This window comes from Clostridium simiarum (genome assembly GCF_018919175.1).
GTDB classification, from domain to species: Bacteria; Bacillota; Clostridia; order Clostridiales; family Clostridiaceae; genus Clostridium_L; species Clostridium_L simiarum.
The window spans coordinates 104572-129895 of record NZ_JAHLQL010000005.1 but is presented as its reverse complement, the minus strand read 5'-3'; the positions used below and the strand labels follow the sequence as shown (position 1 = coordinate 129895).

General features: G+C 30.2%; 26 protein-coding genes. 22 read left to right on the top strand and 4 right to left on the bottom strand.

All coding sequences use genetic code 11. From position 1 onward, the window contains the following. Positions 1 to 4: 4 nt before the first annotated feature. From KQI89_RS13795 to KQI89_RS13740, 13 genes are all read left to right on the top strand, one after another. Positions 5 to 709: a zinc dependent phospholipase C family protein gene (locus KQI89_RS13795; protein WP_216457538.1), complete on the top strand. Its 705-nt coding sequence runs from the start codon at positions 5 to 7 to the stop codon at positions 707 to 709. Between the two features lie 96 nt (positions 710 to 805). Continuing rightward, positions 806 to 1453, top strand: coding sequence for a class I SAM-dependent methyltransferase (locus KQI89_RS18065; RefSeq protein WP_343216372.1), 648 nt, complete (start codon positions 806 to 808; stop codon positions 1451 to 1453). Next, positions 1347 to 3008 carry a B12-binding domain-containing radical SAM protein gene (locus tag KQI89_RS13790; protein WP_343216379.1) on the top strand — a complete coding sequence of 554 codons (1662 nt, stop codon included), beginning with the start codon at positions 1347 to 1349 and terminating at the stop codon, positions 3006 to 3008. The genes KQI89_RS18065 and KQI89_RS13790 overlap by 107 nt, the downstream gene beginning before the upstream one ends. A 225-nt stretch (positions 3009 to 3233) precedes the next feature. Continuing rightward, the gene (gene ahaH / locus KQI89_RS13785) at positions 3234 to 3560 is read left to right on the top strand and encodes an ATP synthase archaeal subunit H (protein WP_032120824.1); all 327 of its coding nucleotides are present in this window, start codon (positions 3234 to 3236) and stop codon (positions 3558 to 3560) included. Then, positions 3547 to 5502: a V-type ATP synthase subunit I gene (locus KQI89_RS13780; RefSeq protein WP_216457536.1), complete on the top strand. Its 1956-nt coding sequence runs from the start codon at positions 3547 to 3549 to the stop codon at positions 5500 to 5502. The genes ahaH and KQI89_RS13780 overlap by 14 nt, the downstream gene beginning before the upstream one ends. 18 nt (positions 5503 to 5520) lie before the next feature. Then, positions 5521 to 6012 (top strand): V-type ATP synthase subunit K, encoded by a 492-nt coding sequence (locus KQI89_RS13775; protein WP_032120826.1) that lies wholly within the window; start codon positions 5521 to 5523, stop codon positions 6010 to 6012. Positions 6013 to 6028: 16 nt separating this feature from the next. Further along, positions 6029 to 6628, top strand: a complete 600-nt coding sequence (locus KQI89_RS13770) for a V-type ATP synthase subunit E (RefSeq protein ID WP_032120827.1) — start codon at positions 6029 to 6031, stop codon at positions 6626 to 6628. A gap of 12 nt (positions 6629 to 6640) precedes the next feature. After that, positions 6641 to 7642, top strand: coding sequence for a V-type ATP synthase subunit C (locus tag KQI89_RS13765; protein WP_216457535.1), 1002 nt, complete (start codon positions 6641 to 6643; stop codon positions 7640 to 7642). Next, entirely contained in the window at positions 7629 to 7943 is a 315-nt protein-coding gene (locus tag KQI89_RS13760; RefSeq protein WP_243125382.1) for a V-type ATP synthase subunit F, read from the top strand. Before KQI89_RS13765 ends, KQI89_RS13760 begins: the two co-directional genes overlap by 14 nt. A gap of 17 nt (positions 7944 to 7960) precedes the next feature. Continuing rightward, positions 7961 to 9736 (top strand): V-type ATP synthase subunit A, encoded by a 1776-nt coding sequence (locus tag KQI89_RS13755; protein WP_216457534.1) that lies wholly within the window; start codon positions 7961 to 7963, stop codon positions 9734 to 9736. Next, complete coding sequence (locus tag KQI89_RS13750) at positions 9729 to 11111, top strand: V-type ATP synthase subunit B (protein ID WP_032120830.1); 1383 nt, start codon at positions 9729 to 9731, stop codon at positions 11109 to 11111. Before KQI89_RS13755 ends, KQI89_RS13750 begins: the two co-directional genes overlap by 8 nt. 1 nt (position 11112) lies before the next feature. Continuing rightward, positions 11113 to 11754 (top strand): V-type ATP synthase subunit D, encoded by a 642-nt coding sequence (locus KQI89_RS13745; RefSeq protein ID WP_032120831.1) that lies wholly within the window; start codon positions 11113 to 11115, stop codon positions 11752 to 11754. Between the two features lie 651 nt (positions 11755 to 12405). Then, entirely contained in the window at positions 12406 to 12921 is a 516-nt protein-coding gene (locus KQI89_RS13740; RefSeq protein ID WP_032120832.1) for a hypothetical protein, read from the top strand. A gap of 76 nt (positions 12922 to 12997) precedes the next feature. Here KQI89_RS13740 and KQI89_RS13735 read toward each other — a convergent pair whose 3' ends face one another. Continuing rightward, positions 12998 to 13816 (bottom strand): SDR family oxidoreductase, encoded by an 819-nt coding sequence (locus tag KQI89_RS13735; protein WP_216457533.1) that lies wholly within the window; start codon positions 13814 to 13816, stop codon positions 12998 to 13000. Between the two features lie 202 nt (positions 13817 to 14018). Here KQI89_RS13735 and helD point away from each other — a divergent pair, with 202 nt between their 5' ends. The 4 genes from helD (at position 14019) to KQI89_RS13715 (ending at position 18573) form a co-directional block, all read left to right on the top strand. Beyond that, the gene (gene helD, locus KQI89_RS13730; RefSeq protein WP_216457532.1) at positions 14019 to 16310 is read left to right on the top strand and encodes an RNA polymerase recycling motor HelD; all 2292 of its coding nucleotides are present in this window, start codon (positions 14019 to 14021) and stop codon (positions 16308 to 16310) included. 147 nt (positions 16311 to 16457) lie between these two features. Beyond that, positions 16458 to 17636 (top strand): FprA family A-type flavoprotein, encoded by a 1179-nt coding sequence (locus tag KQI89_RS13725; protein WP_216457531.1) that lies wholly within the window; start codon positions 16458 to 16460, stop codon positions 17634 to 17636. A 273-nt stretch (positions 17637 to 17909) separates the two neighbouring features. Next, a complete protein-coding gene (locus tag KQI89_RS13720; RefSeq protein WP_032120836.1) occupies positions 17910 to 18152 on the top strand; it encodes a DUF1292 domain-containing protein in 243 nt (80 codons plus the stop codon). A gap of 22 nt (positions 18153 to 18174) precedes the next feature. Next, a complete protein-coding gene (locus KQI89_RS13715) occupies positions 18175 to 18573 on the top strand; it encodes a hypothetical protein (protein WP_032120837.1) in 399 nt (132 codons plus the stop codon). Positions 18574 to 18808: 235 nt separating this feature from the next. Here the strand turns inward: KQI89_RS13715 and KQI89_RS13710 are convergent, their stop codons facing one another. Beyond that, positions 18809 to 18991 carry an aspartyl-phosphate phosphatase Spo0E family protein gene (locus tag KQI89_RS13710; RefSeq protein WP_051986283.1) on the bottom strand — a complete coding sequence of 61 codons (183 nt, stop codon included), beginning with the start codon at positions 18989 to 18991 and terminating at the stop codon, positions 18809 to 18811. A gap of 387 nt (positions 18992 to 19378) precedes the next feature. Between KQI89_RS13710 and KQI89_RS13705 the strand changes: the two genes are divergently transcribed. The 5 genes from KQI89_RS13705 (at position 19379) to KQI89_RS13685 (ending at position 23130) form a co-directional block, all read left to right on the top strand. Further along, a complete protein-coding gene (locus tag KQI89_RS13705; RefSeq protein ID WP_081923182.1) occupies positions 19379 to 19546 on the top strand; it encodes a DUF896 domain-containing protein in 168 nt (55 codons plus the stop codon). A gap of 79 nt (positions 19547 to 19625) precedes the next feature. Continuing rightward, the gene (gene hprK, locus KQI89_RS13700; RefSeq protein WP_032120839.1) at positions 19626 to 20543 is read left to right on the top strand and encodes an HPr(Ser) kinase/phosphatase; all 918 of its coding nucleotides are present in this window, start codon (positions 19626 to 19628) and stop codon (positions 20541 to 20543) included. Next, complete coding sequence (locus KQI89_RS13695) at positions 20530 to 21096, top strand: 5-formyltetrahydrofolate cyclo-ligase (protein ID WP_216457530.1); 567 nt, start codon at positions 20530 to 20532, stop codon at positions 21094 to 21096. Before hprK ends, KQI89_RS13695 begins: the two co-directional genes overlap by 14 nt. Positions 21097 to 21193: 97 nt before the next feature. After that, positions 21194 to 22612 (top strand): aminopeptidase, encoded by a 1419-nt coding sequence (locus tag KQI89_RS13690; RefSeq protein WP_216457529.1) that lies wholly within the window; start codon positions 21194 to 21196, stop codon positions 22610 to 22612. Between the two features lie 254 nt (positions 22613 to 22866). Next, complete coding sequence (locus tag KQI89_RS13685) at positions 22867 to 23130, top strand: holin (RefSeq protein WP_216457528.1); 264 nt, start codon at positions 22867 to 22869, stop codon at positions 23128 to 23130. 54 nt (positions 23131 to 23184) lie between these two features. On the opposite strand, the gene KQI89_RS13680 is transcribed toward KQI89_RS13685, so the two are convergent. Then, on the bottom strand, positions 23185 to 24018 hold the full coding sequence (locus KQI89_RS13680; protein ID WP_216457527.1) for a PHP domain-containing protein: 834 nt from the start codon (positions 24016 to 24018) through the stop codon (positions 23185 to 23187). Between the two features lie 54 nt (positions 24019 to 24072). Continuing rightward, a complete protein-coding gene (locus KQI89_RS13675; protein WP_216457526.1) occupies positions 24073 to 25320 on the bottom strand; it encodes a lactate/malate family dehydrogenase in 1248 nt (415 codons plus the stop codon). Between the last annotated feature and the right edge of the window lie 4 nt (positions 25321 to 25324).

The window sequence follows — 25324 nt, the reverse complement described above, 5'->3', positions numbered from 1 at the left end:
GCTAATGGAAAAAAACAAGTTTGAATTTACTTATGGCAAAGCCCTTCATGGAATAATGTTTGCTGTTAATCCATTGAAGAAACTAGTATTAAAAACTCACTGCATTGTTCATAAATTTATTAATATACAAGCTATACAAATACTAAATAATGACGGCTATGTTGAAGCTGGAGATTACTATAGAGATCATATAAAACCTTTAAATGAAGGTGTTACTTGGGCAGACCAAGACTTTAAAAGCTCTAATCATTTTTACCATGTTACAAAAGGCAAGGGACTTTACGGATTTTCAGATGCTTTAACAGAAGGTAAAAAATATTATAAAATGGCTATAAATTATATGGAGGCAGGGGATACCAATAAGGCTCTATTTTATCTTGGAGCAGCTTGTCACTTGGTACAAGATACTACAGTACCTCACCATGTAAATAATAAGCTTTTAAAGAAACACAGAAAGTTTGAATTGTGGATAATTTCTAAGTTGTTTAGTGATTATTCTTTTGCGGTGGAAAGTGGAATTTTAAGATTTGATAGTATTGATGATTATATAAAAAGCAACTCACAGGTAGCTTATAGTGCATATTCTAAATTTAGTAGTATTGAAGATAAGGAGGAGAGATACTTTAGGATATCTTCCCTTATATTAAAGCAGGCACAGGTAACTACTGCTGGATTTTTATTAGACTTTTATGAAAGTTATATAAAGTAAAATGAATTTTTATAAGGAATAATTCTTCCAAATCATGGAAGAATTATTTTTTTTATGTTAAATTAATTATAGGAATGATATTTTAGGAGGGATACTATGGAAAAGAAAATAGAGCATATTATTGACTTGAAATCCTTTAAATTTAAAGGGAATGTATTAGATATAGGTGAAGAAAATCATGGTATAGTATATAATTTATTTAAGAATAATGAAGAAGATGAAAGCACAGTAGATTACATAGAAGGAAGTGAAAATAAATCTGTGCTAGAAAAGGAATACTATCACAATGTGGTGTTATTTTTTTATTTAAGTACTTTATGGAATGGAAAGGATAGGAGAAAAGTTTTAAAAGATGCATATGAATTTTTAAATCCAGAAGGGCAAATACACATATGGGACATAAGCAAAATAAATAGCAAAATACTAAATGAAAAGATAAAGCTAATTCTACCTAAGGAAGAAATAAAGGAGATAAAGATAAAGGATTATAATATTATAAAAGAGTATTCTAAGATGGATGCTTTAAATATGTTAGAAGAACTCTTTGAAATAAAAGATATAAGGCAATGGAATGATGTTTACTATATATCTGCACAAAAGAAGGGGGACGTAATTAATGAAGATTCTACTAGTAGGGATAAACTCAAAGTATATACACAGCAATTTAGCAATAAGGTATTTAAAAGCATATACCAAAGATTTGGAATATCAATGCCAAATAAAAGAGTACACAATAAACGATAGAGTTGAAAATATTGTTCAGAGTATAATTGAAGAAAATGCAGAAATAATAGCATTTTCTACTTACATTTGGAATTTAGAATATGTAACTAGGGTAGCAAATCTTATAAAGTTAATAGATCCTTCAAAAGAAATACTATACGGAGGGCCTGAGGTTTCTTACAATAGCAAGGAGTTTCTTTCCAATAATCCTGGAGACTATGTTATAGAAGGAGAAGGTGAAGAAACATTTAAAGAGTTTGTAGAAAGAAAAATTGGAATAAAAGAAAAAGGTATGATAAAAGGATTATATGAGAAGGAAAATGGAGATATTATTTATGGAGGGAAGCGACCTTTAATGGATATGAATGACCTTATATTTCCATATAATAAAGAAGAAGATTTAACTAATAAAATAGTTTACTATGAAGCATCTCGTGGCTGTCCTTTTAATTGCAAATATTGTCTTTCCTCCACTATACATGGAGTAAGATTTCTAGATATTGAAAGGGTAAAAAAGGAGTTAAAGTTTTTAATAGATAAAGAAGTTAAGCTGATCAAGTTTGTAGATAGGACATTTAATTGTAATAGTAAATTTTCTATGGGAATATGGCAGTTCTTAATAGATCAAGATACAGATTCTACTTTCCATTTTGAAATATCAGCAGATATATTAAAAAAAGAAGAAATTAAGTTACTATCTAAAGCGCCAAAAGGACAGTTTCAATTTGAGGTAGGAGTTCAGACTACCAATGATGAGGTATTGAAAAATATAAATAGAAATGTGAATTTTAGTGATATAAAAGAAAAAATAGAAGAGATGGAAAGTATAAAGAATATAAAACAACATTTAGACCTTATTGCGGGACTTCCAGGAGAAGATTATGAATCTTTTAAAAGATCCTTTAATGATGTATATTCCATAAAACCAGAGGAGATTCAGTTAGGATTTTTAAAGCTTTTAAAAGGATCACCTATGACAGCAGAAGCAGAAAAGTGGGGGATGGTTTACTCTCCTTATCCACCCTATGAAATATTAAAAACTGATATGATAAGCTATGATGAGTTACTAGAGCTTAAAGCTGTAGAAGCTATGGTAGATAAATACTATAATTCTCAAAAGTTTAATAATATAATTGATTATTTAGAAAAGAAATTTGATGCCCCCTTTGAATTTTTCCATAGTTTAGCTATGTTTTTTAAAGAAAAAGGATATTTTCAAAGAAACTTATCTAATACTGAATACTACAATGTATTTTTAGACTTTAGTGAAAATATTTTTGGGGAAGATAATATATTAAAAGAAATAATAAAGTTTGATTATATGAATTTTAATAAGAAAAAATGGCTTCCAGAGTTTTTAGATAGAGACTTATCAAAGAAAGAAGATAAGCGTTTAAAAGAATATATAAAACTTAATTATGAACGTGGAAAGAAATATCATGGAGAGTTATATAAAATAGACATTTTAAAATACATAAATTATGGAATTTTGTGTGAAGAAAAGTCTTATATACTATATGATGAGGAAGATTGGAGTTTTATAGAGGATATCACAGGAGATTTTGAAAAATTTTAACAATTATTCGGTAAAATATTACATTATATGACTGCAAAAAAATTATTTAAGCTAACTTTTTTAATTAATAAAGAGTATTTTAATTAAAAATTTACTTATAAAAGTTGAAATATACGCAAAACATAGTATAATTATATATAAATATATTGTAATTAATACTATATTAAGTATTAATGAATATAAAGTTTAGGATTATTAAACATTGAATAAAAAGGTGGTGAGACTTTGGCATTAGACGTACTCAAGGATATTAAAGCCGCAGAGCAAAAGGCTGATGGTATAATCAAAAATGCTCAATCAGAAAACAAAGACATATTAAAGAATGCACAATTGGAAGCACAAGAGCAATATGAAAATATATTGAAAGAAGCCAAAAAAAAGGCAGAAGATATAATAAATGTTGCTGTTATGTCAGGAGAAAAGGAATCGGTGCCTATTCTTGAAGCTGGTAATAAAGAAAAAGAAGCTATATTAAATGCACCTAAGGATAAGTTTGATGATGCAGTAAAAATAGTTATTGAGAGGATAGTGAAGATCAATGGCAATAGTTAAGATGAACAAATTTACTTTACTAGCCTTTGAATCACAAAAACAACAGCTTTTAGAGGAATTGCAACGATTTGAAGGAGTGCAATTTATAAATCTTCAAGATGAGATTGTCTTAGAAAAACATGAAGAGTTAAAAGACTTAAAGAAGGATAATCTTGGAGAAGAGTTTGATAGTTATGAGGACGCTCTTTCAAAGATAAAGTTTTCTTTAGAATTTCTAAATCCTTATATGGAAAAAGAGCCTGCAGTAAAAGCTTTCTTAAATGGTAAAAAATCTCTAGACTATAGAGAGTTAGATGAAAAGATGAAAGCTAACCACTGGAAAGATATCTATGAAACTTTAAAGAAAAAAGAAGAAAGGCTAAATACTTTAAGTAATGAAAGGACTAAAATAGATACAGAGATTACCACCTTAGATTTATGGGTGAATTTTGATGCTCCTTTTAAAGATTTGAAGAACTTAAAGTATGTTTCTCCATTTATAGGGAATTTAGCAATGCAATATGAAGAGGATCTTTTGAAGGACTTTAATGAAAGCATAAAGGAAGGGTACATAGAGGTTATCAATAAAGATAGCCAGGATATGTATATTTATGCACTAGTACCTAAGGAAGACGAGGATAAGGCACGTGAAGTATTAAAAAATTATGGATTTAACTCTTTTGCACTTATATATGATGAAAGCCCTAAAGATCTAATAAAAGATTTCATGGAAAAAGTTACTAGTATAAACAAAGAAGAAGACATTATACATTCAGAGCTTAAAGGGTTAAAAGAGGATTATGAAGAATTACAGATAGCTTATGAGTATTATAACAATAATGCTATAAAGCTTAAAGCTTCGCAAAACTTCTTAAAAACTGATAAAGTTGTAACCATTTGTGGTTGGAATACAGTAGATTCAAATGAAAATCTAAAGAGCGTAATTTCAAATGCAATAGGTGAGGATCATTATTTAAGTTTTAATGAAGTTTCAGATGAAGACTTAGAAGAGGTACCAATAAAGCTTAAAAATAATAAGTTTGCAGAGTCTTTTGAAAATATAGTAGAGATGTATAGTTTACCACTATATAGTGAGATAGATCCTACACCCATATTGTCTATATTTTACTTTATATTCTTTGGAATGATGCTTTCAGATGCGGGATATGGATTAATAATGGTAGTGGCATCTATATTGGGATTAAAGTTTGCTAAAGACAAGGATAAGAAAAAAACTTTTAAGTTTTTCTTACTTGCAGGTATATCTACAGTAGCCTGGGGTGCTATTTATGGTGGTTGGTTTGGAGATTTGTTATCAGAATATCTAGGTATAAAGGTTCCATACCTGCTAGATCCTCCAACTAGTATAATAGAGATATTCACACTTTCATTGGCTTTTGGTATTATTCACATATTTGTTGGTCTTGGTATAAAAGCTTATATGTTAATAAGAGATCATAAGATAAAAGATGCAATTTATGATGTATTCACCTGGTATATAACCTTAATAGGATCATTATTACTAATATTAGGAAAAGGTGGATCAGCAGGAAAATGGATGTTAATTTTAGGTTTAGTTGCTCTATTATTAACTCAGGGAAGAAGTGCTCCAACCCTAGGTGGTAAAATCGGGGGAGGTGTATATGGTGTTTATGGTATAACTGGTTATTTAGGAGATGTAGTTTCTTACTCAAGACTTTTAGCATTAGGTCTTGCCACAGGATTTATAGCTAATGCCTTAAATCTTATAGTAAGCTTATTCCCTAAACCTTTCATATATGTGTTAGCACCAATACTTTTTATTTTCTTACATCTTTTTAATCTAGTTATAAATGCTTTAGGATCATATGTCCATGCAGCTAGATTACAATACCTTGAATTTTTCGGTAAATTCTATGAGGGTGGGGGTAAAAAGTTTACTCCATATAAACTTTCAGAGGAATATATAAAAATAACAAAATAGATAGGAGAGGATTTTAACATGACATTCGTACAATTTTTAGTTGAAAACAACGGTGGACTAATATTAGCATTATTAGGGGCTGCTCTTGCAACAGGACTTGCAGGAATAGGTTCCGCAAAGGGAATAGGAATAGTAGGTGAGGCTGCTGCAGGTTTAATGACTGAAGAGCCAGATAAATTTGGTAAAACATTTATACTAGTTGCTCTTCCAGGTACTCAAGGTTTATATGGTTTCGTTATAGCACTATTACTATTTACAAAGATAGGTATATTTGGAGGAAGTGCTCCTTCTTTAGATCTTGGATTTAAATATTTAATGGCTTCACTTCCAGTTGCACTTGCAGGATGGAAATCAGCTATAGCTCAAGGTAAAGTTGCTGCTTCAGGTGTTCAAATATTGGCTAAGAGACCAAATGACGTAATGAAGGGCGTTATATACGCAGTTATGGTTGAAACTTATGCAGTTTTAGGATTCGTTGCATCATTATTTATGGTTTTATTTGTAAAATAGTTTGGAGTGATAAGGTATGTCTAATATAAATAATCTTGTAAACAAGATATTAGATGAAGCAAATGCTAAAAAAGACGAAATCCTTAAATCTGCTCATGAAGAAAAAGAAAATATAATAAATAAAAAAGTACAAGAAGCTAAATCACTTGAAAAGTCTATAATAGAAAAGTCAGAAATGGAAAGTGTTACAAGAAAAAGTAGAATAATTTCCAATGCAGAGCTTAAAGTAAGAAATGAAAAGCTAGAAGCAAAGCAAATTATGATTTCAAGGGTTTTAGATGAGGCTTTAGAAAAATTAGCCATAATGGATTCAATGGAATATATAAACTATATTAAAAATAGAATTAGTGCCTTAGACATAATAGGAGATGAAAATCTTATATTAAACTCTAAAGGCAAAAGTTTACTTTCTAATGAAGTTATACAAGAAATAAATCAATCATTAGTGGCTAAGGGCAAAAAAGGTAATATAAGAATAAGTTCTGAGGATAGAGAATTTAAAGGCGGCTTCATTTTAGAGAAAAATGGTATAGAAATTAACAATACTTTTGAAGCATTAATCAATTCCATGAAAGATGAATTGGAGTATGAAATAGCAAGGGTATTGTTTAACTAAGGAGGGTAATAAATGGATTCAATGCTTTTTACCCAAGTAATACCCAGACTTAGGGTTTTAGAAACTAGACTTTTAGATAGAGCAAAAATTGATAGAATGATAGACTCAGATTCTGCAGAGGATGCTTTAAAGGTTCTTCAAGAATCAGAGTATTCTACCCTAATGTCTAATGTAAAAAGAGCTGAAGATTATGAAGTCATATTAAGTGCTGAACTTAAAAGAGTATATAAGATGCTATACGATATGACACCAGAGGATAGCGTTGTAGATATAATGAGCCTAAGATATGATTATCATAACATCAAAGTTTTAATTAAGGGGAAGCTTTTAGAAAAAGATTTTTCCTATATGCTTATATCTGTAGGGACTTTAGATATTAATAAACTTAAATATGCTTTAGACAATGAATCTTATAGAGATTTAAATCCTATAATGAGAAAAGCCATTGAAGAAGCTTTAGAGGATTTTAGTACTTCAAAAGACCCACAGAAAATAGACATTATTTTAGATAAATATTTATTTATGCATCAGCTTTCTTTAAGTAAAGATATAGAAGACAAATTTTTAGAAAAATATTTAAAATATCTAATTGATTTAACTAATATAAAAACTCTTTTAAGAGTAAAAAAACAACAAAACACAAGAGATTTTTTAAATAATACAATTATAGAGGGCGGTTACGTAGATAGAGATAGATTAAATTCTTTGTACAATGATTCAGTAGAAAATATAGCTGGAAAGCTTGCTTTCACAGATTATTCTGAGGTTTTAAAGGCTGGTATTGAAGCTTATAGTAAGACAGGATCTATAAATTTATTTGAAAAGTTAAGTGAAAACTTCATAATGAATTTTATGAAAAAGGCTAAGTATATAAGCTTTGGATTAGAACCTCTTATTGCATATATATATGCAAAGGAAAATGAGATCAAGCTTATTAGAATTATAATGGTTGGTAAGTTGAATAACATTCCAAGTGAAGTTATTAGAGAAAGGCTGCGTGATAATTATGTATAAGATAGGTGTGGTAGGAGATAAGGACTCTGTATTAGCTTTTAAAGCTTTAGGTATAGATGTTTTTCCTGTTATTGAGCCTGAAGAGGCTAGAAAAACCATAGATAGATTAGCCATGAACCAATACGCAGTTATTTTCGTTACTGAAGGAGTAGCTAAAGATGTAAGCGAAACTATTGAAAGATATAATAAAGAAACATTACCAGCCGTAATATTAATTCCAAATAATCAAGGTACATTGAACATAGGAATGAGTAAGATAAACGAAAATGTAGAAAAAGCAGTTGGTGTTAATATTTTATAGGAAGGTAGGTTGGTAACTTGAAAACCGGTAAGATTATTAAAGTTTCAGGGCCTTTAGTAGTTGCTGAAGGAATGGATGAAGCTAATATATATGACGTATGTAAGGTTGGAGAGAAAGGCCTTATCGGTGAAATCATTGAGATGAGAGGCGATAAGGCATCCATCCAGGTTTACGAAGAAACATCAGGAATAGGACCTGGAGACCCAGTTAGTACTACTGGGGAGCCTTTAAGTGTAGAACTTGGACCAGGACTAATAGAGGCTATGTTTGATGGAATTCAAAGACCATTGGACGCGTATTTAAAAGCTGCTCAAAGTAACTATTTAAAGAAAGGTATAGAAGTACCTTCTTTAAATAGAGAAAAGAAGTGGACTTTTGAACCAAAGGTAAAGGTTGGAGATAAGGTTCAATCAGGAACAATATTAGGAGTAGTTCAAGAAACAGCAGTTATAGAACATAGAATCATGGTACCTAATGGTATCGAAGGTGTTGTAAAAGAAATTAAATCAGGAGAATTTACCATAGAAGAAACTATTTGTATATTAGATACAGATAAAGGTGAAAAATCTTTAAATATGCTACAAAAGTGGCCAGTTAGACGTGGTAGACCTTATGTTAGAAAGTTAAACCCTGTAGAACCTATGGTTACAGGTCAAAGAGTAATAGATACATTTTTCCCAGTAGCTAAGGGAGGAACGGCTTCTGTTCCAGGACCTTTTGGTGCAGGAAAAACTGTAGTTCAGCACCAAATAGCTAAATGGGGAGATACTGAAGTAGTTGTATATGTTGGATGTGGAGAACGTGGAAATGAGATGACTGACGTTTTAAATGAGTTCCCAGAACTTAAAGACCCTAAAACTGGAGAGTCATTAATGAAGAGAACTGTACTTATAGCCAATACATCTAACATGCCTGTTGCGGCTAGAGAAGCTTCAATATATACAGGAATAACTATTGCAGAATACTTTAGAGATATGGGATACTCTGTAGCTATAATGGCTGATTCAACTTCCCGTTGGGCAGAGGCTTTAAGAGAGATGTCAGGAAGACTTGAAGAAATGCCTGGAGATGAAGGTTATCCTGCTTATCTAGGATCAAGACTTGCTGAATTCTATGAAAGAGCTGGTAAGGTAATATGCCATGGAGGAGAGGAAAGACAAGGTGCTGTTACTGCCATAGGAGCGGTATCACCTCCAGGAGGAGACTTATCAGAGCCAGTAACGCAAGCTACTCTTAGAATAGTTAAGGTATTCTGGGGACTAGATGCTCAACTAGCATATAGAAGACACTTCCCATCAATTAACTGGTTAAACTCCTACTCATTATATGCAGATAAAATAGGAGAGTGGATGGATAGCGAAGTATCTCAAGATTGGGTAGAGATTAGAACAGAAGCTATGGCGTTACTTCAAGAAGAAGCTAATTTAGAAGAAATAGTTAGATTAGTTGGTATAGATGCTTTATCTGAAAAAGATAGATTAAAGCTTGAAGTTGCTAAATCTTTAAGAGAAGATTATCTGCAACAAAATGCTTTCCATGAAGTAGATACTTATGCTTCATTACCAAAGCAATATAAAATGTTAAAGCTTGTATTACAATTCTATTTTGAATCTGTAAAAGCTTTAGAGGCAGGTATTTACTTAAAAGAACTTTTAAGTCTTGAAGTTAGGGATAAAATAGCTAGAAGTAAATACATACCTGAATCAGAGATAAATAGAATAGATGAAATATCCAAGGAACTTTCAAGTGCTATTGAGAACTTGATAAGCCAAGGAGGTGTGCTAGATGCTTAAAGAATATAGAACTGTAACAGAGGTTGTTGGACCTCTTATGGTAGTTGAAGGCGTTGAAGGTGTAAAGTTTGATGAATTAGTTGAAATAGAAATGCATACTGGTGAAATGAGAAGAGGTAAGGTTCTTGAAGTTAATGGTAGCAAAGCCATGGTACAGATTTTCGAAGGATCTTCAGGTATAAATCCTAAAGGTACAAAAGCTAGATTTTTAGGTAGACCTCTTGAACTTGGAGTTTCAGAAGATATGCTTGGAAGAGTCTTTGATGGTATGGGTAGACCTAAGGATAATGGTCCTAAAATAATACCAGAAAAAAGATTAGATATAAATGGAGAACCAATAAACCCTGTGGCTAGAGATTATCCTTCTGAATTTATACAGACAGGAATATCTGCTATAGATGGATTGAACACTCTTGTTAGAGGACAAAAACTTCCAGTGTTTTCTGGATCAGGACTTCCACATGCTCAACTTGCTGCTCAAATAGCAAGACAGGCAAAGGTTTTAAATTCTGATTCAAAGTTTGCGGTAGTTTTTGCTGCTGTAGGTATAACCTTTGAAGAAGCAGAGTTCTTTATAGAAGACTTTACAAGAACAGGAGCTATTGATAGATCCGTATTGTTTATGAATCTTGCTAATGATCCTGCTATAGAAAGAATTGCAACTCCAAGAATGGCTCTTACTTGTGCAGAGTATTTAGCTTATGAAAAAGGTATGCACGTTCTTGTAATAATGACAGATATAACTAACTATGCTGAAGCATTACGTGAAGTTTCAGCAGCTAGAAAGGAAGTTCCAGGTAGAAGAGGATATCCAGGATACCTTTATACTGACTTATCAACTCTTTATGAAAGAGCAGGTAGATTAAGAGGTAAGGAAGGGTCCATCACTCAAATACCAATACTTACTATGCCAGAAGATGATAAAACTCACCCAATTCCTGACCTTACAGGATATATAACAGAAGGACAGATAATTTTATCTAGAGAGTTATATAAAAAGGGTATAATGCCACCTATAGATGTTTTACCATCTCTATCAAGACTTAAAGATAAAGGTATAGGTAAGGGCAAGACAAGAGAAGATCATGCAGATACTATGAACCAGTTATTCTCAGCCTATGCTCAAGGTAAACAATCAAAAGAGCTAGCTGCAATACTTGGAGAATCTGCACTTTCAGATACAGATAAAAAGTATGCACAGTTTGCTGAAGCCTTTGAAAAAGAATATGTAGCTCAAGGCTTTACTGCAAATAGAACTATAGAGGAGACTTTAAATCTTGGTTGGAAACTACTTAGAATACTACCAAGAACTGAGCTTAAGAGAATAAGGGATGAATATCTTGAAAAGTATCTGCCTGTAAGAGAGGAAGATTAGTATGGCAAGATTGAATGTAAATCCTACAAGAATGGAGCTCACTAAACTAAAAAAGAGACTTGCAACTGCTACAAGAGGACATAAACTGCTTAAAGACAAGCAAGATGAGCTTATGAGACAGTTTATAAACTTAGTAAGATACAACAATGAACTTAGAAAGTCTGTAGAAGCAGAGCTAGAAGAGGCCTTAAAAAGCTTTGTAATGGCAAGAGGAGTTATGAGTTCTGAATTTTTAGAAGAAGCCATAGCTTATCCAAAAGAAAAGATAAGCTTAGAAGTAGGTAAGAAAAATATAATGAGTGTTAATGTTCCAGTAATGAATTTTATAAGACAATTAAATGATGATGCTGGAAGTATATATCCTTATGGATTTGCAAACACCTCAGCAGAGCTAGATGGTGCCATCGAAAAATTATATGCCGTGCTACCTAAACTATTAGAACTAGCTGAAGTGGAAAAATCTACACAACTTATGGCAGATGAAATAGAAAAAACAAGAAGAAGAGTTAACGCTCTTGAATATATGACAATACCTCAATTAGAGGAAACAATAAAGTATATAAGAATGAAACTAGACGAAAATGAAAGAGGAGCTCTTACAAGACTTATGAAGGTTAAGAGCATGATAGAACAACGTGGATAATATTTGTTAAATAAAAAAACACCCGAAAGGGTGTTTTTTTATTTAACATTGAAAATATATTTTGCTTAAGTTTAAAGGGTAACACCCTTCACTCCAAATATAGAACCTAGTAATGGAATTTTTATCTTTTGATAAATATAAAGTTCACTATCATCTACTATAAGGGATTTATGTATATAGATTTTAATTCCCTCATGTTCATAAAGATTATAATTTTCTACATCATCTAAGTATTTTAAAACCTCAATCCAGAGATTTCTAACAGAACCACTTCAACCACAATTGCTTACTACAGATTTTATAACTAAGAATCCACCTTTTTTCTTAATAGTTTTTAAAGCTTTATCATCAATTTTCATTTAAAACACCTCCATATACCTATACAGGGTATGTGTATATTATAAATGTATTTATATTTTAAGTCAATATTAGTAAGAGATTATAATTTATAAAGTTAATAGTTAATTTCTTAGAAAATGATTCAGAGATTCAGACAAAGTTTACCTATGAGGAGTACTCAGTCTTAGAAAAAGTTATTCAGAATAAATATTCAAAAAAATTCATGAATTTAACGAAAAGGGATGTTTACAACAAAGATAAAATAATATATACTAGTGTATATACACTAAGGGTTATTTAGGGGGGATTATTATGGATAATAAATTAGAAAAAATGATTCTTACAGCCATATTTATAGCATTTTCAATTATAATACCAATACAATTTGGATTTTTAAGCATTAAAATACCACCATTTTCAGCAACGCTTGCAGCTCATGTACCTATGTTTTTTTCTATGCTTATATCACCGGCTAGTGCTGTTATGGTAGGTGTAGGATCTGCAATAGGATTTCTTTTATCAGGGACTCCTATGCCCATAGTAGCAAGAGCTAGTATGCATATTATAGTTGGACTTGTAGGTGCTTTAGCTATAAGAAAGGGAACTTCTTTTCAAAAGGTTGTAATTATAACTTCACCTATACACGGAATTTTAGAGGCATTAGCAGTAATACCTTTTGTGGGAATGGATGTTTTTTATATATTAGTGGTAATTATGCTGGGAAGTATGATACATCATATTGCTGATGGTGCTATATCCTATGTTTTATTAAAAAGTATGTCCAGAGCCATGAAAAGAGATTTAACAAGAAGCATTTTAAAATCATGATAGTTGTATAAGTTTTAAAGAGTATAATAAATAAGGCTTTTCTGAAGTTACTTTAGAAAAGCCTTATTTATTTTTATTACTTTAAATAATCTATAATGCTATCCTCCCAAGATGGAATATTTATATTAAAAGTTTTTTCTAGTGTGTCACAGTTTATAGCTGAAAATGATGGTCTAGGAGCAGCAGAGGTTATATAGTCACCAGGAATTTTAATAGTCTTTTTGTTATACTCTAGATTTTTTATTAGGGAATTTACTATATCATATTTTGAGGTAAATCCCTTATTGCATAAATTATATATGCCATAATTATCAGTTTTTATAATTAGTTTAATAAATTCAGAAAGGTCTTTTATATAAGTTATATTGGTTATCTCTTCAGAGCAAAGAACAATGGAGGAGGAGTTTTTTAATATTCTTTTAATAGGACAATTATTTCCTCCAATAACCCAAGAAGTTCTAAGGATAAAAAATTTATTGCATAGAGTTCGTATGAGATTTTCACCTTCTAGCTTTGTTTTACCATATATATTTATTGGACTACACTGATCCGACTCTATATAAGGATTACTTTTGTAATTTCCATAAACATAGTTACTAGATAGATATAACAAAGGAATGTCAAATTTGGAGCATATAGAGGCTATGTTTAAGCTACCTATAGTGTTAGTGGAATAAGCTACACACTGATTAAACTCACAATAATCTATATCAGTTATAGCAGCACAATGTATAACCATATCAGGCTCTATTTTAGAAATAATATTATGGATAATGTCCTTGTTACACACATCAAAATCAGCTTTAGTGAAGGAATATATTTCATGCTCAGAGCTTAAGTCTTTTGTTAAATAACTACCTATATTTCCATTACCTCCAGAGATTAAAATTTTCATAGTATCACCTCGTATATTTTTATTTTGTTATTAATACTCTTCTTAAGTTATAATATTAATATTGATTTGTTTTTTACTTCTATAACATAATATTCATATTGGCCATAAAGGACTTAATAAAGTATATGAAAGCTATGGAGGATTTATTGACAGATAATTCTTATAAATGTTATAATATGAAATTCAGAGAAGAGGTGGAAATATGGGGAAAGAGTCTGAGTTAATTTTAGAAAGAGAAAAGTTAAAAGATACTAGAGAGTGGATAAAGTTTCAAGTTGACTCCATAGAAAATAATGAAAAAGAATTGAAGACAAAAATAGCTAGTTTAAAAAAGGCTTCTCACGGTAGTTATAGTGAAGAGCTTGAAACTAGTCTAAAACTATATGATATAGTTTATAAAAACCTAAGTAACTATAAAGATTCCTATGAGGAACCATATTTTGCTAGAATAGATTTTAGGGAATATAGAAAAGAAAAAGAGAGTTATTATATAGGTAAGATCGGTTTAGGAGATATGGAAAAAGGAGAAGAAATAGTTATAGACTGGAGGGCTCCAATAGCAGATCTTTATTATAGTGGTTCCGAAGGGGATTCCTATTATACAGCTCCAATTGGTGTTATAAGTGGAGATTTATCTTTAAAGAGAAGGTTTTTATATAATGAGTCTTATATTAAAGATATTTTTGATGAGGGTATAAATGATATAATATTAAGAAATGTAGGAAGCGTTTCATCAGAAAATGTATTAGTGGATGAGTTCTTAAAGATAAACTTGGAAAAAAGCACAGGAAGTAAGCTTAAAGATGTAGTAGCCACTATTCAAAAGGAACAGAATGCAATTATAAGAGCAGAAAAAAGCTTTCCTATTATAGTCCAGGGGTCTGCTGGATCAGGAAAGACTACTGTGGCTCTTCATAGGCTAGCCTATCTTTTATATAGATATAAGAATAAAATAAGTGGAGAAGATATTTTAGTATTGGCTCCCAATAAGTTATTTTTAGATTACATATCAGAAGTATTACCTAGTCTGGGAGTAGATAAAGTAAAACAAAGTACCTTTGAAGATATATCTCTTCAAATATTGAATATAAAAAAGAAGGTTGTAACTAAAGATAAGAAGTTATCTTTTATATTAGAAGAAGATCATAAGGACATTAAATATATAACTAATTCTAGTAAAGTAAAAGGTAGTATGGTATTTAAAACTATGCTAGATAGATATATTCAAATCTTAGAAAGAAAAGATGGAGATATCCAGGATATAAAGGTAGACGATTATGTTTTATTTCAATCTAAAGATATAAAAAAATTATTTTTAAAGGATATGACTAATCTTCCTATTAATAAAAGAAAAGAAGAAATTAAAAGATATCTTAAGCTTAAGCTTAGAGAGAGAATTAGCGATGTTATGGATAGGATAGACTTTTTTTATGAATATAGCATAGCTAGAACAAAGAAAACTATGGAAGATGGAGCAGAAAGAAGGAAAAGACTCATTGAAATTTATGATGAAAGAGATGAGAAAAAGAAATACATTAAAAAAGAAGCTCAATATAGTTTTGATAGGTATTTCAAGAATTGGGGAAATTTAAATTCAGAGTCTCTATACTATGAAATGTTTGAAGATGAGGATATGTTTTATCAAGTTACAGGAGATAAGATACCTAAAGTTTTAGCAGAATATATGATAAAAGATGCACTTAAAAGTAAAGAAGATAACATAATAGATAGCGATGATCTTTGTGCTATGTTATATATTAAATTTAAGATAGAGGGAGTGCCGGAGAAATATAAATTTGCTCATGTGGTAATAGATGAGGCTCAGGATTATAGTTATTTTCAATTAGAAACCCTTAAAAATATTGCACAAGGTGAATCTTTCACAATTGTAGGAGATTTAGGTCAAGGTATATATTATTATAAGGGTATTGAAGACTGGAATAAAGTAATTGAAGAAATCTTTAATAATAACTGTAGCTATATGCCTCTTATGCAAAGCTATCGTTCTACTGTAGAAATAATTGAGTTTGCAAACAAGGTATTAAAAAAGCAAAAAAACAATTTAGATCCAGCAAAACCTGTACTTAGACAAGGGAAGGAGCCTGAAATAATCAAGTATAAAAATAATAAGGAGTTTGCAGAGAAGCTTGATAACATCGTTGATGAGGTTTATAAGTTAGGAAAAAATAGTGTGGCAATAGTAGGACGGACATATAAGGAGTGCAAAAAAATTAGTGATCATATGAAAAAATATAGTAAAAACGCATGGACTCTAATAAGAGATGGTGATGAGGACTTAGATCTTAAAAGAATAATAATACCATCTTATATGACTAAAGGTCTAGAATTTGACTGTACTGTTGTATATAATTGCAATAAAGAAAATTATAGTGAAGAGGAATTAGATAAAAGGCTCCTTTATGTAGTGCTTACAAGAGCTCTTCATCTTGAATATGTATTTTACACTGGAGAAAAATCTCCCTTACTAGAATAAATCTAATTAATAATTATTATTTGTTATACTTGAAATTTATATTATATATGATAAAATTAAGTTGTAACAGGTTGATACTTTGTGTAATATAATTAGTGTGACACTTAACAAGGTATACGGATAATAAATGCTTAAGGAGGTTATTACATGGCTGCGAAAAAATTAAAACAGAATATTTATTGGGTTGGTGTATTAGATCCTGATTTAAGAATATTTGATATAATTATGGAAACAAGGAAAGGTACTACTTACAACTCCTATATAATAAATGATGAAAAGGTAGCGGTTATTGATAGTGTTAAAACTGGTTTTTATGGTGATATGAAGAAAAATATCACTGAGGTTATAGGAGATAAAAAAGTAGATTATATAATAGTCCAACATACGGAATTAGATCATAGTGGCTCTATAATTAAACTTATAGAAGATTATCCTGAAGCGGAAATAGTAGGATCAAAAGCTGCTTTAATGTATTTAAGACAAATAATGAACAAAGACTTTAAATCTAGAGAAGCCAAAGAAGAAATAAACTTAGGTAATCATACTTTACAATTTATTTCTGCTCCAAATTTACATTGGCCAGATACTATTTTTACTTATGTTAAAGAGAAGGAAATACTATTTACTTGTGATTTTACAGGATCACATTATTGTCCTAAAAAACCATGTATACTTGATGATTGTGCTGAAGATTATATGGATGAAACAAAATATTACTTTGAGGTAATAATGGGACCTTTTAAAAAGTTTGTAAACTGTGGATTGGATAAGATAGAAAGCCTTAAATTTGATATGATAGCGCCTAGCCATGGTCCAGTTCATAATAAAGATGTAGAAAAATACTTAAATCTTTATAGACAGTGGGCAACTATAGAAGAAATAAAAGAGAAAAATGTTCAAGTATTTTATATATCAGCATATGGAAACACAGAGGAGATGGCCAAGTTCTTAGTGGATAAGATAAGTGCAAAAGGTATAAAGGCACAATGTCATGAAATAACTTCTATGAATTTAAATGAAGCAGCTGAATTAATTGAGAAGGCAAGCGGAGTTCTTATAGGTTCACCAACTATAAATCAAGATGCTGTAAAACCAGCTTGGGATCTTTTATCCTTGGTTTCACCTATAACTAATAGGAGTAAAGCGGCAGGAGCTTTTGGTTCTTATGGATGGAGTGGAGAAGGGGTACCTATGTTAACTGAAAGATTAAAAAGCTTAAAGTTCAATGTGGTAAATCCAGGACTTAAATTTAATTTTGTTCCTTCAGAAGAAGAGTATAAAAAGGCTGAAGAATTTGTGGAAAGTTTTTTAGATATACTAAAATAGCTAAATGAATTTTTTAAAAATTTTATATAAAGTAAGAAAGAAGAAATAAAAATAGAAATTAGTTGGGTTTTCTAATTCATTATAGAAGATTTTCTAAATCTAATTTTTAGCTTCTCAGAACCTTGTTAAGAGAAGCTTCTTTATTTCATCTTTCTTTTTTATTTGCCTTTTTTAAAATTGTTAGGTAACTTTTGAAAATAGGTTGAATAATAAATTTGTAATATGGTAATATCTATTTATAATACTAGCGTTTCTAAAGATTGGAGTGAGATTATGGAAGATAGAGAAATAATGTCTTTTAAAGATGAAAATGGAAATAAAGTTGATTTTGAAGCCGTTGCAAGGATATATTTAGAGGAGCAAGAGTATCTTATTTTATCACCTTTAGATGGTAAGGAAGAAGATGCTTTTATATTTAGAGTAGATAGGCTTGAAGATAAAGAGGAATTAAATCTAGTTGAAGATGATAAAGAGTTTGAAGCAGTAAAAAAAGAGTATAAAAAGCTACTATATTAGTATTAACTAAGGAGGGATTATTATGAAAAAAGATGAAATAATGGATTTTCTATTAGAAGGAGAAATAAGCGAAGTAGAGGAGATACCTTATAAAGAGGATGTGCTTTTATTAAGAGCCTACTATGATTTTGATGAGGATGAGATTAAAGCTGCAAAAGCTTATGCTAAGGATGAATATGAAGGTGAGATAGAAGATGATCAGTGGTATGATGAGTTTTTCTTACCATATCTTAGTGATGTAGCTATAGATAATTTAGGAGATATTATGGAAGATCTTATGGAAGATTTTGAAGTAGAGGGTCAGTATGTATCTTATGATTTATCTAAAGAGAATTGGCAGTATAATGAGTTTATACTAGCTATATCTCCTAAGGGTAAAGCTATGGATATTGAAGATGCTTTAAATGAACTAAATCTATAATAGATATTATGGTTTACAGTGGCTTGTGTAACACAAAATAAATATTATAAAAATTCCATGAATATAATTCATCCTGAATTTTTATAATATATTTATAAGTATTATGCAAGCCTTTTGTATTTTATGAATTTAACAGCTTTAGAAAGCCTTTATATAGGTTGGATTATTTTAATAATTAGAGTGTAAATTATTAAAATAGATATAGAGATTACAGGGATTTTATTTAATCTTTATTTCAATTTCTACTAATTGATATAGGTTTATTTGAATTTAATATTTTTTGATATTCCACAATAAGCTTGTCCAATTCTTGGCTACATTTAACTACATAGCCATCCGTCATGGGTTTTCTAGACAAAAGTAGATATAAGTAAGTTTTTAAATCATCTATCTGAATTTTTAATATATCTTTTTCCATTAATATTCCTCCTAAAATGTGCTACGTAAACTATTGTATCAGAATATGAAAATTATTAAAGATAAAAAAATGGTCAATATATTACATATTAATACAAGAATACATAAAGTAGTACATAATAATAAGTAAAATATATAATCTATGAAATAAGCTTAGTAAAAATTTCGGCAATTAATAAGGTTTCAAAGTAAAAGTAAAAATATGTAAATGACGAAAATAGTCAATATATTTTTGGTGAAAACTACAAAGTTTTTATTTTATAGAATACTTTTAGAATAAATGCATTTTAATTGTAGCAAAATTGATATAGAATTATATTAGGGTTTTTATTAATATAAAAAATAAAAAATTTTATAAAAACATGGATCAGTAAGAAAGGACGATTTTATGAATATAGATGAATTGATTAATAGAATAAATTTTTTATATAAGAAAAGCAAAGAAGAAGGTCTAACAGAAGAAGAGAAATTAGAACAAGAGAAATTAAGAAGAAAATATATAGATAATATTAAATCTAACTTTAGAGCTCAGTTAGATATGGTTAAGAAAAAATAATTTAATTAGGTAAATTAATAAAATCATAGGATCATTTAAGTTTTATTGAAGTAAAGTTAGATTTTAGGAGGGGGTTTTCATGACGGTATCCATAGAAAAATTGATAAAAGACTTTAATTTAGAGGTTTTAGTAAAGGGGCAAAAAGGAATAAATGTAAGTACCAGTGATTTAAATAGACCTGGGTTACAATTATCTGGATTTTATAACTATTTTGCTAAAGAGAGAATTCAAATAATGGGCATGGCAGAATGGAGTTTTATCGATGACATGCAGGTAGAACTTAGAAAAAAAAGACTTAGAAAATATTTTACCTTTGAGACACCATGCTTAATAATAACAAGAGAATTAGAACCTCATGAAGAGTTGTTAGAAAGTGCTAGAAAAAATAATAGATGGGTATTAAGAACAGATATGATATCAACTAGGTTTATAAGTAAATTGACTACTTACCTAGATGACAAATTGGCCCCTGATACTAGGATACATGGTGTTTTAGTAGATGTTTATGGTATAGGTATACTCATAACAGGAGAGAGTGGCATTGGTAAAAGTGAAACTGCTTTAGAGCTTATAAAAAGAGGGCATAGATTAGTGGCGGATGATGCTGTAGATATAAAAGAGATTGAAGGAATATTAAAAGGTCAATCCCCTTATATAACTTTTGGGATGTTAGAAGTAAGGGGGATGGGAATAATTGATGTACCAGCCCTTTATGGACTAAGTTCTGTACTAAATAGTAAGACTGTAAAATTAGTAATACGCCTTGAACATTGGAGAGACGATGGTGTTTATGATAGACTAGGTATTGATAAAGAGTATGTAGATATTCTTAATGTACCTGTAAGAAAGATTACAGTACCTATAAGACCAGGAAGGAATGTAGCTGTTATTGTAGAGGCAGCTGCTGCAAGTTACAGATATAGTCATATGTCTAACATAACTCCAGCAGAGATAATAGATCAAAGAATGGAGAGAATATTAGATGAAGATAGTTAAAGCGAAAAAAGATTTAAGAAAAGAAGCCATGGACATTAGAAAATCTTTATCTAAAGAAGAAATAACTAGATATAATAAAGATATATTAAAAAAGGTTTTAAAGGATGAAAATTTTATCTATAGCAATACAATTTTTATTTACGTAAGCTATAAAAATGAAGTAGACACTCATGAAATTATTAAAGAATCATTAAAACTTAATAAAAAAGTATGTGTACCAAGGGTGATTTCTAAAGAAGAAGGTATGAAAGCTATATATATAAGTTCTCTAGAGGATCTTAAACCTAGCTCTATGGGAATATTGGAGCCAGAATATGATGAATCTAAAATAGTAAGCATTGAAGATATCGATGCTAGTTTTATTCCCGGTTTGGCATTTGATATGCATGGAGGAAGACTAGGATATGGTGGAGGCTTTTATGATAGGTTTTTAAAAGACATAAAAAAAGGTTCAAAAAAGATTGCATTAGCTTACAGTAATCAGATATTAGATAATATACCTATGGATGAAACCGATATAAGGATAGATTATATAATAAGTAATGATAAATAAAATTCATTTGTTTGTATTTTTTTAAAAGTTAATGTAAAATATAGTTGTTACTACAATTCTTGCTTATATTTATTCTGAAAAGAATGGGGGATACAAAATGTCAACAAAAAATGAAAAAAAGAATTTATTAACTAAAAGCTATGAAGTGGCTTGGGACAAGTATTCAAAGGAAGACCTTCAAAAGGTTTTTGCTCTAAGTGACAGATATAAAGAATTCATGTCCAAGTGTAAAACAGAACGTGAATGTGTTACTGAATTTATAAGCCTTGCTGAAGCAAAGGGGTATGTAAATATTGAAGATATAATAGCTGAAGGCAAAAGCTTAAAACCAGGAGATAAGGTTTATGCAAACAATAAAGGAAAAACCTTAGCTATGTTCTTAATAGGGGAAGAAAACTTTGAAAAGGGTCTTAAGATATTGGGGGCCCATGTAGACTCACCAAGATTAGACTTAAAGCAAAATCCATTATATGAGGATACAGATCTTGCTCTTATGGAAACTCACTATTATGGAGGAGTTAAAAAGTACCAATGGGTTACTATTCCACTAAGTGTACATGGTGTTATGATTAAGAAAGATGGAACTTCTGTTGAAGTTATAATTGGAGAGGATGATAATGATCCAGTTATAGGAATATCAGATCTTTTAATCCATCTATCAGCAGATCAAATGAATAAGAAGCTATCTAACGGAATTGAGGGAGAAGACCTTAATCTTTTAGTTGGAAGTATGCCAATAGAGGACAAAGATTCAAAGGAAAGAGTTAAAAATAATATATTAAGATTATTAAACGAAAAATATGGAATTGTAGAAGAGGATTTTGTGTCAGCAGAGCTTGAAGTAGTTCCAGCTGGAAAAGCTAGAGACTATGGATTTGATAGAAGTATGGTTATGGCATATGGTCATGATGATAGGGTATGCTCTTATACTTCCTTTGAAGCTATAATTGATATGGATAAAACAGATAAAACCTGCGTAGCATTGTTTGTAGATAAAGAAGAGGTAGGTAGCATTGGAGCTACTGGTATGCAGTCAAAATTCTTTGAAAATGTAGTGGCAGAAGTAATGGATAGAGTAGGAGACTACAGTGAATTAAAGTTAAGAAGATGCTTAGCTAATTCAAAGATGTTATCTTCAGATGTAAGTGCTGCTTATGATCCAAATTACCCATCTGTTATGGAAAAGAAAAACGCTGCATATTTTGGAAAAGGATTAGTTTTTAATAAATACACTGGTTCTAGAGGAAAAGGTGGATGTAATGATGCTAATGCTGAGTATATAGCAGAAATAAGAAGCATAATGGAGAAACATGGAGTTACATGGCAAACAGCAGAACTTGGAAAGGTAGATCAAGGTGGCGGTGGAACTATCGCTTACATTCTTGCTGAATACGGTATGGAAGTAATAGACTGTGGAGTTGCATTACATAATATGCATGCCCCATGGGAAGTAGCAAGCAAGGCAGATATATATGAAGCAATGAGAGGATATTATGCTTTCTTATTAGAAGCATAGAATTCTAAGTAATATGACAGTTTAGGGAGTATTCTATTAATTAAAAATCACATAATGAAACAATAAATTTTTATTTTAAAAAGTCATGTGATTCCTTTTTAAGAATTATTTAAGAGGGGAGTTGCATGGCTTTTTTATTGCAAAGACGAGATTTATGATCCAATGCATTAGAATAATTAACAGTTAAAAATTATCACCTCTTAAGATTAAGTGGAATACTATATAGTATCCTATTTTCTTTAGAGGTGATTTTTATGAAATTTAAAAGGTTAAGAAATTATGGTTTGTGGATTTCTATATTTGCATTTATTCCATTACTATTAAAGGGTTTTAATATAAATATACTACCTCAAAATTACGAAGAAATTGTTAGTTCATTACTTGCTATACTAGTAATGGCAGGATTAATAAGTAACCCTGCAACGGAGAATAAATGGTATTTAGATGATGAAATAAATAAAGAGCAAGATAAAATAGAAAAAGAGCAAAAAGATTTGGAAGAAGAGAAAAAGGAATAAAAATAAAATAGCTAGAATCTTAAATTAAAATTTTAGATTCTAGCTATTTTTATATTATTTTAGAAATAAATTTATAAACGCCTCAAGTTCGTGTAAATTACTATTTACAGTACCTATATAGCCGTGTTTTGTATCTTCTTTCCCATGACCGTGGAAATCAGAGCCACAGCATAGAAGTTTATTATTTTTCTTTGCTATATCTATATATTTATTTTGTTCTTCTTCAGAATTCAGATAGTATACTGCCTCCAGACCATGAAAGTTAAATTTAATTAGTTCTTCTACAGGAGTTTTTTTTACTAGCTTAGGATGGGCAAGCATTACCACTGCATTTAAATTTTTTAAAATATCTATACCTTCCTCAATAGAAATCTTTTTATTATGAACATAAGCAGGACTATTTTTACCTATTAGTTTGTCAAATATGTAATCCCAGCTATAAGGATAGCCTTTGTTTATTATGGCTTTTGCTATATGAGGTCTTGCAACAACACCTTTTGCATTTTCTCTTATTTCTTCATAATCTAACTTAATATTAAAAAATTTATCTAAATTAGCAATAAACTTCTTTGCCCTAGATATTCTGTAATCTTGCATGTCTTTTAAAAAACTTTGAAACTCTTCATTTTCATAGGAATTATCTCTAAAGTATCCAAGTATATGGATACTTTCACTATTGTGAATTGTGGAAAGCTCTATACCTGGGATAACTTTAATGCCTAGTTTTTCTCCTTCTATAAGGGCTTCCTTTATTCCCTCTGTAGTATCATGGTCTGTTATAGCTATTAAATCTAGACCTTGATCTTTTGCTAGAACTACTAGCTCTCTAGGATTTAACATTCCATCAGAGGCAGTGGTGTGTAAATGAAAATCTGCACGTATATCCATAAAGTCACTCCTTTCTGTATCACTATCATATACAAATTGCAGAAAGATTACAAATTAAAAATATATAGAATTTAAATAATCATAAGTGTTTTTTAACTTGTTAAAAAGGGTTTCATTAAAATTATAGGTTTCAAATTCAGCTCCATATAATCCGTATTTGTTTCTAGAACCCATAAAAGTTCCACCAAGGAAGTTTGTGCTATAGTGCCATTGCCCTCTTATAGTAGCTAATATAGATAAACTTCCAGAAGAAAGAGCTGGTGCTATGTAGGGCTTAAATCCTGTTTTTCGTACATCTAAATTAGCTTTTTTAGTAAGGTCAGTAAGAAGGTTTGAAATATTTTCATCATAGTTTTCTACGCTATTGACTATAATTAACCCTTCGCCGTGAGGACCAAAGGCTCTCCCTTCTTCATTATAATTTTTTAATATATCTTTTTCTTTAGCATAGAAGGCAGCTCTACCATTCATTACGCCTAAACCATAGCCTCTTATTTGATCTGAACCTAATCCATTAAAATCAAACTCATCTTTATCATCTTTATTACTTTCATTAAAGGCAACCTTGCATAATAGGTCTACTGGATCAGAGACTACAGAGAAAACTCCTTTAAAATTATTTTTTCTAGCTAATTTAGCATAGTAGGATACTATTTTAGAGTTTCCTTCTAACTGTGCAAGTCTTACATCTTTATGCTCTTTACCTACCTTTGGAACACCTACGGAAACACAAAATATAAACATATCACAATTAAATAGATCCTTTTCCTCTAGAGGAAAAACAAAAGGAGCATCAGGTGAATTTATGTCTAATATAGCATTAGATTCAAAGTACCATCTATTTACTTTGCTTTCATCCTTATCATATATGCCTATGGAACTTAGTACATCTCCACCCATAAGTCTTAAACCAGTAACAAGAGTGCCCCCAACATCACCTAATCCAATTACATTAACCTTCCACTTTCTATTAATCTGTTTTTTATTTAATAGATCTGTCCAATTGTTATAAGCGGAATTTAAGAAAACCACTGTTTTTTCTTCAATAAGTTTATTAAAATAACTATAATCAGAATTAAGCATACTATTGGTTCTTAAAACATTTAAGTCTTCCTTATCATAAGGAAGGGAAGAAGAGCTATCCATAAGAAAGCACCTTCTAAAGTATTTAGGGTTCTTTTCTGCTAGGAAAAAGATTTTTCCCCTTGTATTTAGAGCTTCTTCCTTTGAAGATGATTTAAAGCTATTACTTAAATTAAGATCTGTAGCTATTATATTTTCTTCCTGTACATAAAAATTCATTTCA

Excerpts from the sequence above, each read along its gene's own strand:
- hprK (WP_032120839.1), top strand. The coding sequence starts at position 19,626 with ATGACGGTATCCATAGAAAAATTGATAAAAGACTTTAATTTAGAGGTT.
- KQI89_RS13765 (WP_216457535.1), top strand. The coding sequence starts at position 6,641 with ATGGATTCAATGCTTTTTACCCAAGTAATACCCAGACTTAGGGTTTTA.
- KQI89_RS13695 (WP_216457530.1), top strand. The coding sequence starts at position 20,530 with ATGAAGATAGTTAAAGCGAAAAAAGATTTAAGAAAAGAAGCCATGGAC.
- KQI89_RS13770 (WP_032120827.1), top strand. The coding sequence starts at position 6,029 with ATGTCTAATATAAATAATCTTGTAAACAAGATATTAGATGAAGCAAAT.
- KQI89_RS13705 (WP_081923182.1), top strand. The coding sequence starts at position 19,379 with ATGAATATAGATGAATTGATTAATAGAATAAATTTTTTATATAAGAAA.
- KQI89_RS13745 (WP_032120831.1), top strand. The coding sequence starts at position 11,113 with ATGGCAAGATTGAATGTAAATCCTACAAGAATGGAGCTCACTAAACTA.
- KQI89_RS13720 (WP_032120836.1), top strand. The coding sequence starts at position 17,910 with ATGGAAGATAGAGAAATAATGTCTTTTAAAGATGAAAATGGAAATAAA.
- KQI89_RS13780 (WP_216457536.1), top strand. The coding sequence starts at position 3,547 with ATGGCAATAGTTAAGATGAACAAATTTACTTTACTAGCCTTTGAATCA.
- KQI89_RS13675 (WP_216457526.1), bottom strand. The coding sequence starts at position 25,320 with ATGAATTTTTATGTACAGGAAGAAAATATAATAGCTACAGATCTTAAT.
- KQI89_RS13725 (WP_216457531.1), top strand. The coding sequence starts at position 16,458 with ATGGCTGCGAAAAAATTAAAACAGAATATTTATTGGGTTGGTGTATTA.
- KQI89_RS13750 (WP_032120830.1), top strand. The coding sequence starts at position 9,729 with ATGCTTAAAGAATATAGAACTGTAACAGAGGTTGTTGGACCTCTTATG.
- KQI89_RS13680 (WP_216457527.1), bottom strand. The coding sequence starts at position 24,018 with ATGGATATACGTGCAGATTTTCATTTACACACCACTGCCTCTGATGGA.
- KQI89_RS13685 (WP_216457528.1), top strand. The coding sequence starts at position 22,867 with ATGAAATTTAAAAGGTTAAGAAATTATGGTTTGTGGATTTCTATATTT.
- KQI89_RS18065 (WP_343216372.1), top strand. The coding sequence starts at position 806 with ATGGAAAAGAAAATAGAGCATATTATTGACTTGAAATCCTTTAAATTT.
- KQI89_RS13795 (WP_216457538.1), top strand. The coding sequence starts at position 5 with ATGGAAAAAAACAAGTTTGAATTTACTTATGGCAAAGCCCTTCATGGA.
- helD (WP_216457532.1), top strand. The coding sequence starts at position 14,019 with ATGGGGAAAGAGTCTGAGTTAATTTTAGAAAGAGAAAAGTTAAAAGAT.
- KQI89_RS13715 (WP_032120837.1), top strand. The coding sequence starts at position 18,175 with ATGAAAAAAGATGAAATAATGGATTTTCTATTAGAAGGAGAAATAAGC.
- KQI89_RS13735 (WP_216457533.1), bottom strand. The coding sequence starts at position 13,816 with ATGAAAATTTTAATCTCTGGAGGTAATGGAAATATAGGTAGTTATTTA.
- KQI89_RS13710 (WP_051986283.1), bottom strand. The coding sequence starts at position 18,991 with ATGGAAAAAGATATATTAAAAATTCAGATAGATGATTTAAAAACTTAC.
- KQI89_RS13775 (WP_032120826.1), top strand. The coding sequence starts at position 5,521 with ATGACATTCGTACAATTTTTAGTTGAAAACAACGGTGGACTAATATTA.
- KQI89_RS13740 (WP_032120832.1), top strand. The coding sequence starts at position 12,406 with ATGGATAATAAATTAGAAAAAATGATTCTTACAGCCATATTTATAGCA.
- KQI89_RS13690 (WP_216457529.1), top strand. The coding sequence starts at position 21,194 with ATGTCAACAAAAAATGAAAAAAAGAATTTATTAACTAAAAGCTATGAA.